At 71.9% G+C, this 16,226-nt stretch carries 10 protein-coding genes and 1 pseudogene; 8 read left to right on the top strand and 3 right to left on the bottom strand.

What is annotated here, in order from left to right:
• The first annotated feature begins 117 nt into the window (after window positions 1-117).
• The gene (locus tag ACODT5_RS18380) at window positions 118-1,191 is read left to right on the top strand and encodes a quaternary amine ABC transporter ATP-binding protein (RefSeq protein ID WP_422520385.1); all 1,074 of its coding nucleotides are present in this window, start codon (window positions 118-120) and stop codon (window positions 1,189-1,191) included.
• Window positions 1,191-2,996 (top strand): ABC transporter permease/substrate binding protein, encoded by a 1,806-nt coding sequence (locus ACODT5_RS18375; protein WP_422520384.1) that lies wholly within the window; start codon window positions 1,191-1,193, stop codon window positions 2,994-2,996. The genes ACODT5_RS18380 and ACODT5_RS18375 overlap by 1 nt, the downstream gene beginning before the upstream one ends.
• A gap of 401 nt (window positions 2,997-3,397) precedes the next feature.
• On the opposite strand, the gene ACODT5_RS18370 is transcribed toward ACODT5_RS18375, so the two are convergent.
• Window positions 3,398-5,785 (bottom strand): MMPL family transporter, encoded by a 2,388-nt coding sequence (locus tag ACODT5_RS18370; RefSeq protein ID WP_422520383.1) that lies wholly within the window; start codon window positions 5,783-5,785, stop codon window positions 3,398-3,400.
• A 208-nt stretch (window positions 5,786-5,993) separates the two neighbouring features.
• On the opposite strand from ACODT5_RS18370, the gene ACODT5_RS18365 reads away from it, so the two are divergent.
• The 3 genes and pseudogenes from ACODT5_RS18365 (at window position 5,994) to ACODT5_RS18355 (ending at window position 8,339) form a co-directional block, all read left to right on the top strand.
• Complete coding sequence (locus ACODT5_RS18365; RefSeq protein ID WP_422520382.1) at window positions 5,994-7,217, top strand: sensor histidine kinase; 1,224 nt, start codon at window positions 5,994-5,996, stop codon at window positions 7,215-7,217.
• Window positions 7,214-7,878: pseudogene (locus tag ACODT5_RS18360) on the top strand (response regulator). Before ACODT5_RS18365 ends, ACODT5_RS18360 begins: the two are co-directional and overlap by 4 nt.
• 152 nt (window positions 7,879-8,030) lie before the next feature.
• Entirely contained in the window at window positions 8,031-8,339 is a 309-nt protein-coding gene (locus ACODT5_RS18355; RefSeq protein WP_422520381.1) for a hypothetical protein, read from the top strand.
• Window positions 8,340-8,503: 164 nt separating this feature from the next.
• On the opposite strand, the gene ACODT5_RS18350 is transcribed toward ACODT5_RS18355, so the two are convergent.
• Both ACODT5_RS18350 and ACODT5_RS18345 read right to left on the bottom strand, forming a co-directional pair.
• Window positions 8,504-9,667, bottom strand: coding sequence for an RNA-guided endonuclease InsQ/TnpB family protein (locus tag ACODT5_RS18350; RefSeq protein WP_422524958.1), 1,164 nt, complete (start codon window positions 9,665-9,667; stop codon window positions 8,504-8,506).
• Window positions 9,668-9,824: 157 nt separating this feature from the next.
• Window positions 9,825-11,156, bottom strand: coding sequence for a chloride channel protein (locus tag ACODT5_RS18345; RefSeq protein WP_422520380.1), 1,332 nt, complete (start codon window positions 11,154-11,156; stop codon window positions 9,825-9,827).
• 247 nt (window positions 11,157-11,403) lie between these two features.
• Here ACODT5_RS18345 and ACODT5_RS18340 point away from each other — a divergent pair, with 247 nt between their 5' ends.
• From ACODT5_RS18340 to ACODT5_RS18330, 3 genes are all read left to right on the top strand, one after another.
• A complete protein-coding gene (locus ACODT5_RS18340) occupies window positions 11,404-14,604 on the top strand; it encodes a TIM-barrel domain-containing protein (RefSeq protein WP_422520379.1) in 3,201 nt (1,066 codons plus the stop codon).
• A gap of 186 nt (window positions 14,605-14,790) precedes the next feature.
• Window positions 14,791-15,702 (top strand): aminoglycoside phosphotransferase family protein, encoded by a 912-nt coding sequence (locus ACODT5_RS18335; RefSeq protein ID WP_422520378.1) that lies wholly within the window; start codon window positions 14,791-14,793, stop codon window positions 15,700-15,702.
• 108 nt (window positions 15,703-15,810) lie between these two features.
• The gene (locus ACODT5_RS18330) at window positions 15,811-16,212 is read left to right on the top strand and encodes a YunG family protein (RefSeq protein WP_422520377.1); all 402 of its coding nucleotides are present in this window, start codon (window positions 15,811-15,813) and stop codon (window positions 16,210-16,212) included.
• Window positions 16,213-16,226: the final 14 nt, after the last annotated feature.

Genomic DNA, 16,226 nt, shown 5'->3' with positions numbered 1-16,226 from the left:
CCGTCCGCCGGCCGACAGCGGCCGGGCACGGGTGACGGGCGGATCCCGTCGCGCTCCACGGCTCGCCGGCCGTACGCACGCCGGTGGGCCGTTTCCGGTACGACCCTTGGGGTGTATGTGTCCACGCTCATAGCCGAGCACGTGTACAAGGTGTTCGGTAAAGGACCCGACAACGGCGCGGCCGTCGCGAAGGCGGTCCGCGCACTCGAAAGCGGCGCGACCGACCGCGACGAGCTGCGCGCCGAGGGAACGACGGCGGCGGTGATCGACGCCTCGTTCCGCGTCGAGCCCGGCCAGATCTTCGTCGTGATGGGTCTTTCGGGCTCGGGCAAGTCCACCTTGCTGCGCATGCTCAACGGCCTGCTGGAGCCCACCGCGGGCCGGATCCTCTTCGACGGGGAAGACCTCACCGCGCTCTCGCCGGCCGAGATGCGCCGCGTGCGCTCCACCAAGATCAGCATGGTCTTCCAGCACTTCGCCCTGTTCCCGCACCGCGACGTGCTGGAGAACGCCGGCTACGGCCTGGAGGTCCAGGGCGTCCCCCGGGCCGAGCGCGACCGGAGGGCCGCCGAAGCGCTGGCCCTCTGCGGGCTCGGCGGCTGGGAGAAGTCCTGGCCCGACGAGCTGTCCGGCGGCATGCAGCAGCGCGTCGGCCTGGCCCGCGCCCTGGCCACCGACGCCGACCTGCTGCTGATGGACGAGTCCTTCAGCGCGCTCGACCCGCTGATCCGCCGCGACATGCAGGACCAGTTGCTCGAACTCCAGAAGAGCCTGGGCAAGACCATCGTGTTCATCACCCACGACCTCAACGAGGCCATGCGGCTCGGCGACTCCATCGCCGTCATGCGCGACGGCCGCATCGTCCAGCAGGGCACGGCCGAGGACATCCTCACCCGCCCCGCCGACGACTACGTCGCCTCGTTCATCCAGGACGTGGACCGCTCGCGGGTGCTGACGGCCGACGCCGTCATGACCGGAGCCGCCGGTGGCCGGCCCGACTGCGGCTGCCCCACCGTCTCCGCCGGGACCCCGCTCGCCGACGTGTGCGCCGTCAGCGCCCGCGTCCCGCACCCCGTCGCGGTCACCGCCGAGGACGGCACCGTCGTCGGCTCCGTCCCGCAGGGCCGCCTCGTCGCCTTCATCGGCGACGAGCGACGCGGCGCGCTGGACTGCGTGGAGGTGGCTGCCTGATGCCCCGCCTCAATCTCGGATCCTGGGTCGACAGCGGTGTCGACTTCCTCCAGAGCCACCTGTCCTGGCTGTTCGACGCCATCGCCGCGCTCGTCACCGGGCTCTACGACGGCATCGAAGCCGTCCTGTCCGCGCCGAACCCCCTGCTGCTGGCCGGCGTCCTCGCCGTCGCCGCCTGGTGGCTGCGCGGTCTGCTCGCCGCCCTGCTGGCCTTCGCCGGCTTCGCCCTGGTCGACTCCGTCGCCCTGTGGCCCGAGGCCATGTCCACGCTCGCGCTGGTCCTGGTCGCCACCCTGGTCACGCTCGTCTTCGCGATCCCGCTGGGCATCTGGGCCTCGCGCTCCGACAAGGTCAGCGCCACCCTGAAGCCCGTCCTGGACTTCATGCAGACCATGCCGGCGATGGTCTACCTCATCCCCGGCATCATCTTCTTCGGGGTGGGCGTGGTGCCCGGCATCATCGCCACCATCATCTTCTCGCTGGCGCCCGGCGTGCGGATGACCGAGCTCGGCATCCGCCAGGTCGACGCCGAACTCGTCGAAGCCGCAGAGGCCTTCGGCACCACCCCGCGCAACACCCTCGTACGGGTCCAGCTCCCGCTGGCACTGCCCACCATCATGGCGGGCATCAACCAGGTGATCATGCTCGGCCTGTCCATGGTGGTCATCGCCGGCATGGTCGGCGGCGGCGGCCTCGGCGGCGCCGTCTACCGGGCCATCGGCAGCGTGGACATCGGGCTCGGCTTCGAGGCCGGCATCTCCATCGTCATCCTCGCCATGTACCTGGACCGGATGACCGGGGCGCTCGGCCGTCAGGTCTCCCCGCTCGGCCGGCGCGCCCTCGCCAAGGCCCGCTCCGCCGCCACCGGCACCGCCAAGGTGTGGAGCCACCGCCCGCAGCCCGTCTTCGCCGTGGCCTCGGCCGTGGTGCTGTCCCTGGTCGCAGGCGGCCTCGGAATCTTCGGAGACTCCGGGAAGTCCCAGGTCAACGCCGTCGGCGGGGCCGGGGTCGCGAACATCGGCAAGGGCCGCAAGCTCAGCATCGGCTACATCCCGTGGGACGAGGGCATCGCCTCGACCTTCCTCTGGAAGGAGCTCCTGGAGCGCCGCGGGTATCAGGTCGAGGCCAAGCAGCTGGAACTCGGCGCGCTCTTCACCGGGCTGGCCGGGGGGCAGGTCGACTTCCAGACCGACGCCTGGCTCCCGTCGACGCAGGCCGAGTACTGGAAGAAGTACGGGAACAAGCTCGACGACCTCGGCTCCTGGTACGGACCCACCTCGATCGAGCTGGCCGTTCCCTCCTACATGAAGGACGTCAAGACCCTCGCCGACCTGAAGGGCAAGGCGGGGGAGTTCAAGGGCCGGATCATCGGCATCGAGCCCAGCGCCGGCGCGATGGGCCTCCTCAAGGACAAGGTGCTGCCCCAGTACGGGCTCGACGGCGAGTACAAGGTCGTCGACGGATCGACCCCGGGCATGCTCGCCGAGCTCAAGCGGGCCTACGAGAAGAAGGAGCCCGTCGCGGTCGTCCTCTGGTCCCCGCACTGGGCGTACGCCTCCTACGAGCTGACGAAGCTCGCGGACCCGCAGGGCGCCTGGGGCAAGGGCGACGGCATCCACAACGTCGCCCGCAAGGACTTCGCGGCCGACGAGCCGAAGGTCGCCCAGTGGCTGAAGTCCTTCAAGCTGACGGAGGCCCAGCTCACCGGCCTGGAGGCCAAGATCCAGGAATCGGGCAAGGGCAAGGAACAGCAGGCCGTCCGCGCCTGGCTGGCCGAGCACCCCGAGGTCGACAAGCTGGCCTGAGCGAGCTAGGCCGTCTCTTTCGGATCTTGCCGGGCCCGCGCCGCCCGGCACCGCACCTCGCCGCACTGCCGCGGCTCCCGAGTACGTCCAGTACGCGGGAGCCCCGGCAGCGCGCCGAGGCACGGCACCGGACGACGCGGACCTGACCGGCAAGATCCGAAAGAGACGGCCTAGTGCTGTGACCGGAAAGGTTCACCGGGTCACGGCGCCCGGCACGGCACCTCGCCGCGTTGTCGGACCACAGAAGTACGTCCAGTACCAGCCGCGGTCCTCCGCCTTGCGATGCACCGCACCGGACACCGCGACCCGGCAAACCTTTCCGGCCGCAGCACTAGGGGGCCGGTGCGGCACAGACCCTACGGGGCTGCGCGCACCGGCCCCCTAGCCGTGCGGCCGGTGGTTCAGCCGGCCGTGGCCGGCTCGGGCGCCGGCTCCGGCACGGGCTCCGGCGCCGGCTCCCGGGCGTCGCGGCCGGGCCCGACCGGCCACCACAGGGACCGGCCCAGCATCGAGGCCAGCGCCGGCACCAGCACGATCGACAGCACGAACGCGGAGAGCAGGATCCCGAGGCCCGTGGCGAAGCCGATCTGCCGGGTCGCGGAGCCCGGACTCGCGGCCAGGCTCCCGAAGGAGAACGCCAGCACCAGGCCCGCGGTCGCGATGGCGGGCGCCGTGTGGCGGACCGCCCGGGCCACGGCCGCACGGGCCGCACCCGGCCGGTCCATCTCCTCCCTGATCCGGTCCGCGATCAGGATGTTGTAGTCGGTGCCCAGCGCGACCACGAACAGGAACAGCACCAGCGGCAGCGAGAAGTCCACGCCCGGACGGTCCCCGACGTGCTGGAACACCAGCGTCGAGGCACCCAGGGTGGCCGCGAAGCCCAGCCCCACCGCGATCATCAGGACCAGCGGCGCGAGCAGGCTGCGCAGCAGCAGGAACAGGATCAGCGCGATCAGCGCCGCCGCCACCGGGAAGACCACCTTCAGGTCCTTGTCCACGGCGGACGCGATGTCGGAGAAGACCGCCGCCGTACCGCCGACATGCGCCTCGGTACCGTCCGGCCGGTGCGCGGCCACCGCTTCCCGGACGGGACCGGAGACCAGGTCGCGGGCCTCCTGTCCGTGCGCGTCGGCGGTCGGGAACAGGTCGATGCGGGCCGCCCGGCGGTCCTCGCTCAGCACCGTCGGTGCCACCTGGCCCACCCCGCCGACCGAAGCGAGCGCGCGGGAGAGTCCGCCGAGGCGCTCGGCCGTCAGCGTGCCCCCGTCCGAGGCGGTCACGAACACGCCGGCCGGATCCGACACCCCGGCGGGCAGTGCGCGGGCGATCTCGGCCGCCGTGGCCGCCGAAGCCGTGCGCTCCCCGCCCGCGCCGCTCTGCCCGTAGTCCACCCGCATCCCGATCATCCCCGCGGCCAGCGCCCCCAGCAGGGCCACCAAAGCGAGCACCAGGGGCAGCGGCCGCCGCGCCACCAGGCCGCCCGTCCGCGCGGCCACGCCCTCGCGGGGCTCCCGCTCCAGCGCCCTAGGGCCTGTCGTCACACTCCCGTCGTCGCCCGAAGGGCGGCCTTGCGGCGTCTGGTGCGTGCTCTCGGCGTGCCGGGCGGAAGCCCGCGTACTGGACGTACTTGGCTTTCGCCCGGTGCGGCGAGAGCGCGTGCCAGGCGTCGCGAGGCAGACGGGAGTGTGGCGACAGGCCCTAGAGGGCCAGAACATCCTGCGGCCGGTGACCGCGAGGACGGCCGGCATCAGGGTCAGGCTGCCGAGCAGCATCACCAGTACGGACACGGCGATGGCCGGGCCCAGCACCCGGAACTGGCCGAAGGTGGCCACCGCGAGGGTGGAGAACGCGGCGACGATGGTCAGCGCCGCACAGGTGATCGCCGTACCGACCCGGCCGGCGACCTCGGCCGCCGCGGCCCGGCCCGACTGCTCCGGGTGCTTGCGCAGGTGCTCGCGGAAGCGGAAGAGCAGGAAGAGGAAGTAGTCGATGCCGATGCCCACCAGCACCACACTGATCAACTGGGGTGTGGACGCGTCGAGTTCTATGCCGGTCAGCAGCGCGGCGCCGACCACCACCCCGGCAGCCGCTCCACCGATGATGCTGACGGCGATCAGCGGCAGCAAGGCCGCCAGAACACTGCGGAACACCAGCACGTGCAGCAGTACGATCACCGCGACCATCACGGCGCCCACGATCTTCGACCGGGTCTCCTCCGCGTCGGCGGTGTCCACGGTGTCCGCGAGCCCGGCGGTGAAACCGGTCCGCAGGCCGGCCTCCGCGAACTCCGCCCGGGTGTGCTCCCGGAACGCCCGGTACAGGTCCTGCATTCCGGGATCCATGGGATGGCCGGTCAGCTCGACCGACAGCAGCCGGAAGCTCCGGTCCGGGGCCGTCATCGCCGGGCTGATCCGGGGCAGCTGGGACCGGTCCTGCACCAGGAAGGGCGGGACGTCCTCGGGCCGCGGCATGAGGATCCGCTGCCGGGTCAGCTTCTCCGCCCCGGCGTCGATCCGCCGCTCGTCGGCGGCGCTCAGCGGCGCACCGTCGGCGCGGGCCACCAGCACGGTCAGGGGGTTGGCATCGGGATCGGCCCCGAAGTGCTCTTCGGCGACCTTCAGCGCGGCCGCCGAATCGTAGGAGGCCGGAAGGAACGCGCCGGTGCTCGTCTGCGTGGCGCGGAAGACCAGGGCCTGGCCGAGGATCGTCAGGGCGATGCCCAGTACCGCCCAGAGGGCTATGACCTTCCACGGACTTCGGGTGGCGAAGGCGGTCAGGGCGCGGATCAAGGGAGTCCTCCGTAACGGGTGCGGCGGCCGGGAGTCCCCGGCCTGCTCACCAGCTCATCACCGGCCGCCTCACGAAACGTCAGGTCCCGGGAGGAGCTCGCGCCCGGGACCAGGGCCGGGTGCGGGCCCCCGACCAGGACTCAGGTCCTGGTCCGCACTCCTCCTGGGGGCCCGCGGTCGGCGGGCCGCGCGATGGGAGGATCGGAGTATGCCGATGATCAAAACGGGCGCCCGGATCCCGAGCGGGATCCGGGCCCTGAACTGGACCCGCAACGACGCGCTCGTGGCCATCGCCGCCGTTGTCGTCGACATGGTCGGCTATGCGTTCGGTGCGGCCGAGGGCGGCCGGCCCCTCACCGTGTCCGCCCTCGTCCTGGTGGTCCTGACCGCGCCCTGCCTACTGGCCCGGCGGGTCAGGCCGGTCGCCGTGCTCTGCGCCGTCCTCGCCCTCGGCGCGGCACTGAACCTGATCACCTCACAGGGCCCGCACTTCTCCGCGGGCGCGACCGTCGCGCTCTACTCCGTGGCCCGCGTGCGCGGCCCGGCGGTCACGGCGGCGGCCGCCCTGGCGGCCGTGCCGCTGACGGTGCTGGGCAGCGGCTACGGCGGGACGTCCGGGCTCATGGGCCTGCTCGGCAACACGGTCGCCGTCCTGCTCGTCGTCGCCGCCGCGCTGCTGACGCGCCGCTGGCATCAGGAGACCGAGGCCAAGCGCATCCTGCTGGCCGAGCGGGCGGTGGCCGAGGAGCGCCGCCGCATCGCCCGCGAACTGCACGACATCGTGGCGCACCACATCACCACCATGCAGCTGATGGCCGGCGGGGCGCGGGCCAACCTCGCGCACGACCCGGAGACGGCCCGCGAGGCCCTGGTCACCCTGGAGGGTTCCGGGCGGATGGCGCTGCGCGAGATGAGGCAGCTGCTCGACGTGCTCCGGGCGGGGGAGGAGCCGGAGCGCACCCCGCCGGCCCCGCAGCCCGGCACCGGCGACCTGGACCGGATCGTCTCCGAAGCCAGGCTCGGCGGCCTGGAGACCGGGTTCACCGTGGACGGGCCGGTCCGCCCGCTGCCGCCGGCCCTCGGCCTGACGGTGTTCCGCATCGTGCAGGAGTCGCTGACCAACACCCGCAAGCACGCCGGGCGGCAGGCCCGGGCCGACGTACGGCTGACGTACCGTCCGGACGAGGTGACGGTGGAGGTCAGCGACGACGGGGCGGGGAACCGGCACGGGGCGGGGAACCGGCCGGCGCCTTCGCGGGCGGCTCCGGTTTCCGGCTACGGTCTGATCGGAATGCGAGAACGGGTCGCCCTGCAGGGCGGCTCCCTGGAGGCGGCCGTCCTCGACGGCGGCGGATTCCGGGTGGCGGCGCGCCTGCCGGCGCCGTACGGTCCGGACGCGCCCGGGGGAGAGGGAGAGGAAGAACGCGGATGATCCGTGTGCTCATTGCGGACGACCAGCCGCTCGTCCGGCGCGGCCTGGCCCTGATCCTGGCCCCCGAGCCGGAGTTCGAGGTCGTCGGCGAGGCCGGGGACGGGGCCGAGGCGGTCGCCCTCGCGGAGCGGCTGCGACCCGACGTGGTCGTCATGGACATCCGGATGCCGGTCCTGGACGGGGTCGAGGCCACCGCGAAGCTGTCCGGGCTGCTGCCGGAGAGCCGGGTCCTGGCGCTGAGCACCTTCGACATGGACGAGTACGTGGTCGCCGCCCTGCGCGCCGGAGCGTACGGGTTCCTGCCCAAGGACGTCTCCCCGGAGGAGCTGACCGCGGCGATCCGCACCGTCCACACCGGTGAGGCCGCGGTGGCGCCGCGCCTGCTGACCCGGTTGATCTCCACGTACGGGTCCCCGTGCGGCCCGCCCGGCAGATCGCCGGAGTCCCGGCCGGACTCACACCGCGGGAGCGGGAGATCTGGCGGCTGCTCGCCACCGGACTCGACAACGCGGAGATCTCCGCGGAGCTGGACATCAGCGTTTCCACGGTCAAGAACCACATCACCGGCATCTTCGGCAAGCTGGGCGTCCGCGACCGGGCCCAGGCGGTCATCGCCGCGTACGAATCGGGCCTGGTGGAGGTCGCCGAGGGGCCGCGCTGAGCGCCAAGTCCGCGGGGAGGGGCGCCGGGAGCCCGGGCGCACACCTCTGACCTGCCGGAACATCGCCGGAACACTGGAGGATTCACCCGTGCGCAAAGGGGCACGTCCATGGCACAGTGCGATCAGTCCAACCGCACGACCAGGGAGTCTCCATGAGCGACCCGCACTCCACGCAGCTCGCGGCCGCCCCCGGGTACCGGCCGCAGCCGCACCCGTTGAGCCCGCTGAGCCCGGCGGGCGCGTCGGGCCCGATGGGCCGGCCGGGTCCGCTGCCGTGCTGCCCGGTGTGCGACGAAGTCCCGGAACGCATCTCCTGGCGTCAGCGTCCGGGGCAGCCGGTGGTCCTGGTCTTCGATCCCTGCGGGCACCGGCACGGCTCGCCGGCGGCGCCGGTGCTGGCCGTGAGCCCGCTGGCCGTGAGCCCGCTGCCCGTCACGGGCTGGGGACGGGCCCTCGCATGAGCTTGCTGACCCACTGGATGAGCTCTCTCTTGGAGATGCCCGGCCTCCAGCTTGGGTGTGAGAGGTCGCTCCCGCTCCATTGACATCCTCCGCCTCATGAATTGGGCGGAATCCCGTCCGAGTCACAGTGCGACCCGGTGGGTGGTTGACGCTTCGTTGCCCGCCTATTGGCGAGGGCTCAGCAGTCCTGACACCACATGACCTGCGGCGTGGTCGATGTTACGGCTTGCGTTGGTGTCCGCATTGCACTCGAACCCGCAGTCGGGGTTCTTGCACACGAAGCGGGCCTGGGTCTCCCGGCTGCCCTGGGTGATGAACCCGCACGCGGAACACCTGCGGGAGGTGTTGGGGGCTGGGACCTTGACCACTAGGCCGCCGTGCTGGGCGGTCTTGTACTCCAGCATGGTCACGGTGCGGCCCCACGCTTCCCCGGCTATCGCCCGGTTCAGCCCGGTCTTCTGACGGACGTTCCTGCCAGGGTTTTCCACGGTTCCCTTGGCGGACTTGACCATGTTGGTGACGGCCAGGTCTTCCACCCCGGCACGGGAAAACTCCCGGGCAAAGCCGGTGGTGGTCTTGTGCTGCCAGTCGATCGCCCTGCGCTTGGCTGTTGCGCGGAGCTGTGCGATCTGGTCGTACGTACGGTTCAGGCGCTTGCTGTTCTTCTCGCCGGCCTTTCGGGTGCGGCGCTTGCGGTCTTTGGACTTTTCCAGACGGCGCAGCCGTGTCGCCTCACCCTTGGTGAGCCAGGGGTCGTGGTAGCGGAACGTGCCGTCGGAGAGAGCCAGGGGCCGAGTGATACCCCGGTCGATACCCACGCTCGGCCCGGTGTGGGGCTGCGGTTCGGGCACTTCGGCCTGGACACGGAATACGACATGCCAGCCGTTCGCCTCATGGACCAATCGGGCCCCGGTGATTCGGTTGGCCGTATTCGAGTGCTTACCAACAGGGAGGTCCTTGGTCCAGCGGAACAGGACGTGACCGATCTTCGGCGCCCACATGCGGCCCCACCGCCGATTCAGCCGGACGACCTGAAGATCACGGCCCTGCGGGATGTCGATGGCCATGCGGGAGCGGAACCGGCCCTTGAACGCCGGTGCCTGAGCACGGCCGTCCCAGCAGTTCGTCCAGGCTTGGAAGTACGTCTTGAGTACCGCCTGCGCGGCCTGCGCAGGGAGCGCACCGAGCCAGGGGAGTTCTTTGCGTCCCTGACGGATCGCGGCGTCAGCGGCGGTGAGGTTGCGACGCTCCTTGGGGAGCATCGTCCACCAGTCGTGAATGAGGTTCCACATGGTGCGGGCCGCGTGCGCCTGGCCCTCGGCAGCCAGGGTCTGGACGGGGGTGAGGTGAAGCCGGGCCTTGTGGCCACGCTGACGCCTCAACTTCCCTCCCCACCCAGCCCGTTACTTTCTGTCGCTACGATACTGCACTTAGTGGCTGCCCTCGGTGGTTCCCTGGTCCTCGACCACCGGTCTGTCGCGTGGTTCAGTCGGCGGGGGCGGGCTGGAGGTGGGCCGGGTCCGCGGGGCGCTGGTGGTCGATGAGGGCCGAGGCCAGCAGGGCGGTCACCGCCGAGAGCACCAGCAGCGGCATCAGGGTGGGCGCCTCCTTGCCCAGCAGGGCGGCGGCCAGGACCACGCCGGTCACCGGGAGCCGGGTGCTGGCCACCCCGGCCGCGCAGATGCCGGCTGCCAGGGCCGGGCCCATGCCGAATCCGGGAAGGCCGCCGCAGGCGACGCCGATCGCCGCCCCGATCATGATGGACGGGAAGATGGGGCCACCTCGGAGGCTGCCCAGGGCGATGCTCCAGCCGATCAGTTTGAAGACCGAGAGGGCGATCAGCGCGCCCACCGCCCAGGACGAGGGCTCGGCGGCCAGCATGCCGACGGTGTTCTGGCCGGACAGCGCCACTTCCTCGGGGGAGCGTCCGGTGATCAGCGCGTAGCCGGTGACGCAGACGCCGACGGCCACCGCGCACAGGACGATCCGCTGCGCGGAGGTGCCCGTCCAGGCGTGCACGCGCAGGCCCCCGGACTTGCCCAGGGCGACGACGACGCCGATCAGGGCGGCCATGGGGATGCCCCACAGGAAGTCGCCCGCGTCCGGCAGGCCGGCGGCGGGTTCCTGGGGGAGGGTCAGCGCGCCGATGCCGAGGCCGGTCCAGTGCCCGAAGCCGGTGAAGACCAGGGCCCCGACCCCGCTGGCGACCAGGGCGGGCAGGATCAGTACGAGAATCCGGGCGCCCCCGGCCACGAGGGCGGCCCCCTCCAGCACCATCACCACCGGGATCAGCGGACTGCCGAAGATGGTGCTGATGGCGGCGGTGGATCCGGCCATGCCGAGCACCGTGGCCAGCTCGGGCTCGGCGGCGCGCTTGGCGGCGCGGATGCTGAGCAGGGCGAGGCCGCTGCCCATCGCCATCAGGGGTGCCTCGGGTCCCAGCATCACGCCGAGGGGCAGGCAGGCCAGCGCGGCCAGGATCACGCTCAGGGTCTCGCGGGGCATGGTCGGCGGACCGCCGAAGCCGTAGGCGGGGACGTGCCCGCCCGCGCCCGCCATCCGCGTGATGATCGGCGCGGCCAGGAGCCCGGCGAGGGCGAGCGTCGGCAGGCCCCACCACCACGGGGCGCGGGTGTAGCCGAGCAGGTCGGGCGCGGTGTGCCACACCCAGTGCTGGAGTTCGTGTTCGAGGCTGACGAAACCGAAGGCGAACAGCGAGACCGGGATGCCGATGAGTGCCGAGAGGACGAGCAAACGCAGGGTCCCGGGGGCGAGGAGGAGCTGACGGAGCGATGCGGGCTGTTGCGCCTGTGCCATGAGTGCCGGGCCCTCCAGAGACGTCCGTGGTTCGTACCAGGGTCGGGGTGGCGGGCGGGGCGCGCAGGGCGGGTGGGCCATACGGGTGAGGGGTCAAGGGGATCGGCATCCGCGTGGACGTGCTCAAAGATGCTCGTTGACCAGCCATTCCGAGCATCTTCCTTCAAATGAGGCGTCCGGGCCGCTATGTTGCCCGGTGCATGCCAAAAGGTGTGTCCGCAGTCCGGACCGCACGAGGAGCCGCCCCATGAGACTCATCAGCATCCGCAGAAGCCCACGGCGGCGGCGCGCCCCGGCGGCCGCGCTGCTCGCCGCGGTCCTCGCCGTGGCCGGTCTGGCCACCGCAGGCCCCATCTCCTCGCCGGCCTCGGCGGCCGCCGCCGCGCCGGCCCCGGCCACCGCGGGCAACGCCACCGGCGTCACCCAGTCCGGCAGCACCTTCACCATCGCAACCTCCGGCGGGGCCAAGGCCCGGGTGGTCGTCGCCCGCGCCGACATCTTCCGGCTCTGGCTCTCACCCGACGGCACCTTCACCAACGATCCGGCCGGCACCGACCTCGCCCCCACCACCGACTTCGGCCCCGTGAGCGCCGCCTGGACCGACGCGGGCACGTACTACAAGATCACCACCGGCTCCCTGTCCATCCGGGTCAACAAGACCCCGCTGCAGTTCTCCGTCTACCGGGCCGACAACTCCACCCTCGTCTGGCAGGAGACGCAGCCCACCTCCTGGACCAGCAGCCAGACCACCCAGTACCTCGCACGCGGAGCGGACGAGCAGTTCTACGGAACGGGCCTGCGCCTGGGCGAATGGGCGCTGCGCGGCAAGACCGTCCCGATCGCGGTCGACAACAAGTGGCGCGAGAACAACAACGCCAGCCCCGCGCCCTTCTACGTGTCGACCAACCACTACGGCGTGATGCGCAACACCTGGGCCCCGGGCTCGTACGGTTTCAACGCCCCCACCACGCTCGCCCACGACGAGAAGCGCTTCGACGCCTGGTACTTCACCGGCGATTCCCTCAAGACCGTCCTGGACGCCTACACCGACGTCAGCGGCAAACCCTTCATGGCTCCGGCGTGGGGCTTCGAACTCGGCAACGCCGACTGCTTCAACGCCTCCAACCCGACCTACCAGGGCGACCACGACCGGCTCCGCCACCAGACCACCCCGGACGTCGTCGGCTATGCCACGGACGCCCGCGCCGCCGACATGCCCTCGGGCTGGTTCCTGCCCAACGACGGCTACGGCTGCGGCTACACCACGCCCCTGAAGTCCACCGTGGACGCGCTGAAGGCCAAGGGCTTCCAGACCGGACTGTGGACCTCGACGGGCCTCGGCAACATCAACGAGGAAGTGGGCGTGGCCGGTTCGCGGGGCGTGAAGACCGACGTCGCCTGGATCGGCGGCGGTTACAAGACCGCCTTCGCGGGCGTCCAGCAGGCCGTCGACGGCATCGAGAAGAACTCCGACGCCCGGCGCTACGTCTGGACCGTCGACGGCTGGGCCGGCACCCAGCGCAACGCCGTCGTCTGGACCGGTGACACCAACGGCACCTGGGACGACATGCGCTGGCACGTCCCCGCCATCACCGGCGCGGGCCTCTCCGGCCTCAACTACGCCACCGGCGACGTCGACGGCATCTTCGCCGGCAGCCCCAAGACGTACGCCCGCGACCTCCAGTGGAAGGCCTTCACCCCGGCCTTCATGACCATGTCCGGATGGGGCGCGACCGGCCCGACCGCCGGCTACCAGGACAAGCAGCCCTGGCGGTTCGCGGAGCCGTACCTCTCGATCAACCGCAAATACCTCCAGCTGAAGATGCGGCTGATGCCGTACCTCTACACGATGAGCCGCACCGCGCACGAGACCGGCGTCCCCAGCACCCGCGCGATGGTCCTGGAGTACCCCGAGGACCCGGTGGCGCGCGGCAACCTGACCAGCGGCCAGTTCATGGCCGGCGACTCCTTCCTCGTCGCGCCCGTCGTCTCCGACACCTCCGTGCGCGACGGCATCTACCTCCCGGCCGGCACGTGGACGGACTACTGGACCGGCAAGACCTACGCCGGCCCCGGCTGGCTCAACGGCTACCAGGCGCCCCTCGACACCCTGCCCCTCTTCGTCAAGGGCGGCGCCATCGTCCCGATGTGGCCGCAGATGAACTACACGGGGGAGAAGCCCGTCTCCACCCTCACCTACGACATCCACCCGCGCGGCGCCACCTCCTTCAGCCTGTACGAGGACGACGGAATCACCCGCGCCCACCAGAGCGGAGCCTTCGCCCGCCAGCAGGTCGACGTCACCGCCCCCGCCTCGGGCTCCGGCACGGTCAACGTGTCCGTCTCCGCCCCGGTCGGCAGCTACACCGGCAAACCGGCCTCGCGCGGCTACGAGTTCACCCTCCACGTGGCCACCGCTCCCACGGCGCTCACCGTGGACGGCGCCGCCCTCACCCGGCTGACCAGCAAGGCCGCCTACGACGCGGCGGCGACCGGCTGGTTCTTCGACTCCGCCGACCGCGGCGGCATCCTGTGGACCAAGACGGGCACGAAGTCGGGCGCGTTCAGCGTCTCGGCCACCGGCACCTCCGTCCCGGCCGCCGACCCCATCCCGGTCACCTCCAACCCCGTTCCGCAGACGGCCTGGACCCTGGTCTCCGCCGACAGTCAGGAGACCAGCGGCGAGAACGGCGCCGCCCGCAACGCCTTCGACGGCAACACCGGGACGATCTGGCACACGGCCTGGTCCGGTTCCGCCGCCGCGCCGCTCCCGCACGAGATCCAGATCGACCTCGGCGCCCGCTACACGGCCGACGGCCTCGGCTACCTGCCCCGCCAGGACGGCGGGGTCAACGGCCGGATCGGCGCCTACGAGGTGTACGTCTCGGACACCACCACCAACTGGGGTTCCCCCGTGGCCACCGGCACCTTCGCCGACACGGCGGCCCTCAAGCCGGTCCCCCTGTCCGCCAAAGCGGGCCGCTACCTCCGCCTCAGGGCACTGACCGAGGCGGGCGGCCGGGGCCCCTGGACCAGCGCCGCCGAGATCACCCTCACCGGCCGCCCGACCCCGCTGCCCGCGGCCGCCACCCTGGTCAACGGGGCATCGGCCACCTGCATCGACCTCCCGGGCAGCGCCACCACCCCCGGCACCCAGCCCACCCTCTACAGCTGCCACGGCGGCCCCAACCAGCGCTGGACCCTCCAGGGCGACGGCCGGCTGACCGGCCTCGGCGGAGTCTGCCTGGACGCCGCCACCGCCAACGCCGTCGCGATCCAGACCTGCAACGGCAGCTCGGGCCAGAGCTGGCAGACCGGCCCGGACGGCAGCCTGCGCAACTCCGGCCAGTGCCTGACCCCGGCCGGCTCCGCCACGGCCAACGGCACCAGACTCACCCGGGTCGCGTGCGCGACGACCGCCGCCCAGCGCTGGACCTTCACTCCGTGATCCGGTGATCCGGTAATCCGTGAACCCGTGGACGTGTGCCCCCGAGAGGTTCCCGGCGTCCCGATGAGAGCCGCCTGACACCCCCCACCGAGCCCGGTCCGGCACCCAGCCGGGCCGGGCTCCGGCCTTCCGGGGCACGGAGGTTACCGTAGGGGCGCGATCCTCGGACCCTTCAGAAAGGTGCTCATGCCCGCCGGGAAAATGCACGCCGACGAACCCGACATCGACTCCGCGCTCGTGCGCAGGCTGATCGCCGGACAGTTCCCGCAGTGGGCGGAGCTTCCCGTCGAGCGGGTGGACTCCGCCGGGACGTCGAACGCCATGTACCGGCTGGGCGGGGACCTGGTAGTACGCCTGCCGCGCACGCCCGGCGCGGCCGGCGACGTGGGCATGGAGCACGTCTGGCTGCCGCGGCTCGCCCCGGACCTGCCGGCCCCCATCCCCGCGCCCATCGGCACGGGGCGGCCCGCCGAGGGCTATCCCTGGTCCTGGTCCGTCTTCGGCTGGGTCCCCGGGGACAACCCCGTGCCCGGCCGGATCGCGGAGCCGGACTTCCTGGCCGAGGACCTGGCGGAGTTCATCTCCGCGCTGCACCGGGCCGATCCGGCGGACGGTCCGGCCTCCTACCGCAGCGAGACCCTGGCGGACCGGGACGCCGAAACCCGTGCCACGATCGCGGAACTCGCCGCGAGCACCGGCGCCGACTTTCCGACCGCGGCGGTGACCGCCCTGTGGGAGGAGGCCCTGCGGGCCGAGCCCTGGTCCGGGCCGCCGGTCTGGATCCACGCCGACCTGCAACCCGGGAACCTCCTCCTCGCGGACGGAAGGCTCGCCGCCGTCATCGACTTCGGCTGCGCCGGGCTCGGCGAACCCGCCGTCGACCTGATCCCGGCCTGGTACGTCCTCCCGGCCGCCGCCCGCCCCGCCTTCCGGTCCGCCCTCGGCGCCGACGACGCGATGTGGACGCGCGCCCGCGGCTGGGCCCTGTCGATCGCCCTCATGGAACTGAACTACTACCAGGAGACGAACCCCGACATGGCGGCCATCGCCCGCCACGTCATCGGCGAACTCCTCGCGGCGGTCCCGGGTCCCGAATGACGGGAACGCGCACGAGACCGGGCGCCAATGACGGGAACGCGCACGATCCGACCGGACGGTCGGCCGGGCTATGGATCGTTGTCAGTGCCGGTTGCGAGCATGGGCGGCATGACGCCTTTCCTTCTGACCGACATCGACCGTGCCGTCCGCAGCAGCTGGAGCGCGATGACGTGCACGCCCGAGTACCGCGACCGGTGGACCCGGGAGAATCCCGCCCGTGACCAGTGCGGTGTGACCGCCCTCGTCCTCAACGACCTGCTGGGCGGCGAGCTGATCCGCGGCGAGGTCCTCGTCGACGGCGAGCGCGTGGACTACCACTGGTGGAACCGCCTGGGCCTCGGCATAGAGATCGACCTCACCCGCGAACAGTTCGCGCCGGAGGAGAAGATCACCGGGGGGATCGTCATCCCCCGTCCCCCGGACAGTGAACTGCGCCGCCTGCGCACGGAGTACGAGCTCCTGCGCGACGAGGTGATGGCCAAGCTCACCGGTGCACCCGCGGCCCGGTGAAAGCGGGTCGGCAC

Origin of the sequence: Streptomyces tatrensis, from assembly GCF_049310065.1 — a bacterium.
Lineage (GTDB): Bacteria > Actinomycetota > Actinomycetes > Streptomycetales > Streptomycetaceae > Streptomyces.
The sequence above is the reverse complement of the archived record's forward strand: the minus strand, read 5'-3'. Positions and strand labels throughout refer to the sequence as shown.

Excerpts from the sequence above, each read along its gene's own strand:
- ACODT5_RS18345 (WP_422520380.1), bottom strand. The coding sequence starts at position 11,156 with ATGGCACAGGCGCAACAGCCCGCATCGCTCCGTCAGCTCCTCCTCGCC.
- ACODT5_RS18340 (WP_422520379.1), top strand. The coding sequence starts at position 11,404 with ATGAGACTCATCAGCATCCGCAGAAGCCCACGGCGGCGGCGCGCCCCG.
- ACODT5_RS18375 (WP_422520384.1), top strand. The coding sequence starts at position 1,191 with ATGCCCCGCCTCAATCTCGGATCCTGGGTCGACAGCGGTGTCGACTTC.
- ACODT5_RS18355 (WP_422520381.1), top strand. The coding sequence starts at position 8,031 with ATGAGCGACCCGCACTCCACGCAGCTCGCGGCCGCCCCCGGGTACCGG.
- ACODT5_RS18330 (WP_422520377.1), top strand. The coding sequence starts at position 15,811 with ATGACGCCTTTCCTTCTGACCGACATCGACCGTGCCGTCCGCAGCAGC.
- ACODT5_RS18335 (WP_422520378.1), top strand. The coding sequence starts at position 14,791 with ATGCCCGCCGGGAAAATGCACGCCGACGAACCCGACATCGACTCCGCG.
- ACODT5_RS18365 (WP_422520382.1), top strand. The coding sequence starts at position 5,994 with ATGCCGATGATCAAAACGGGCGCCCGGATCCCGAGCGGGATCCGGGCC.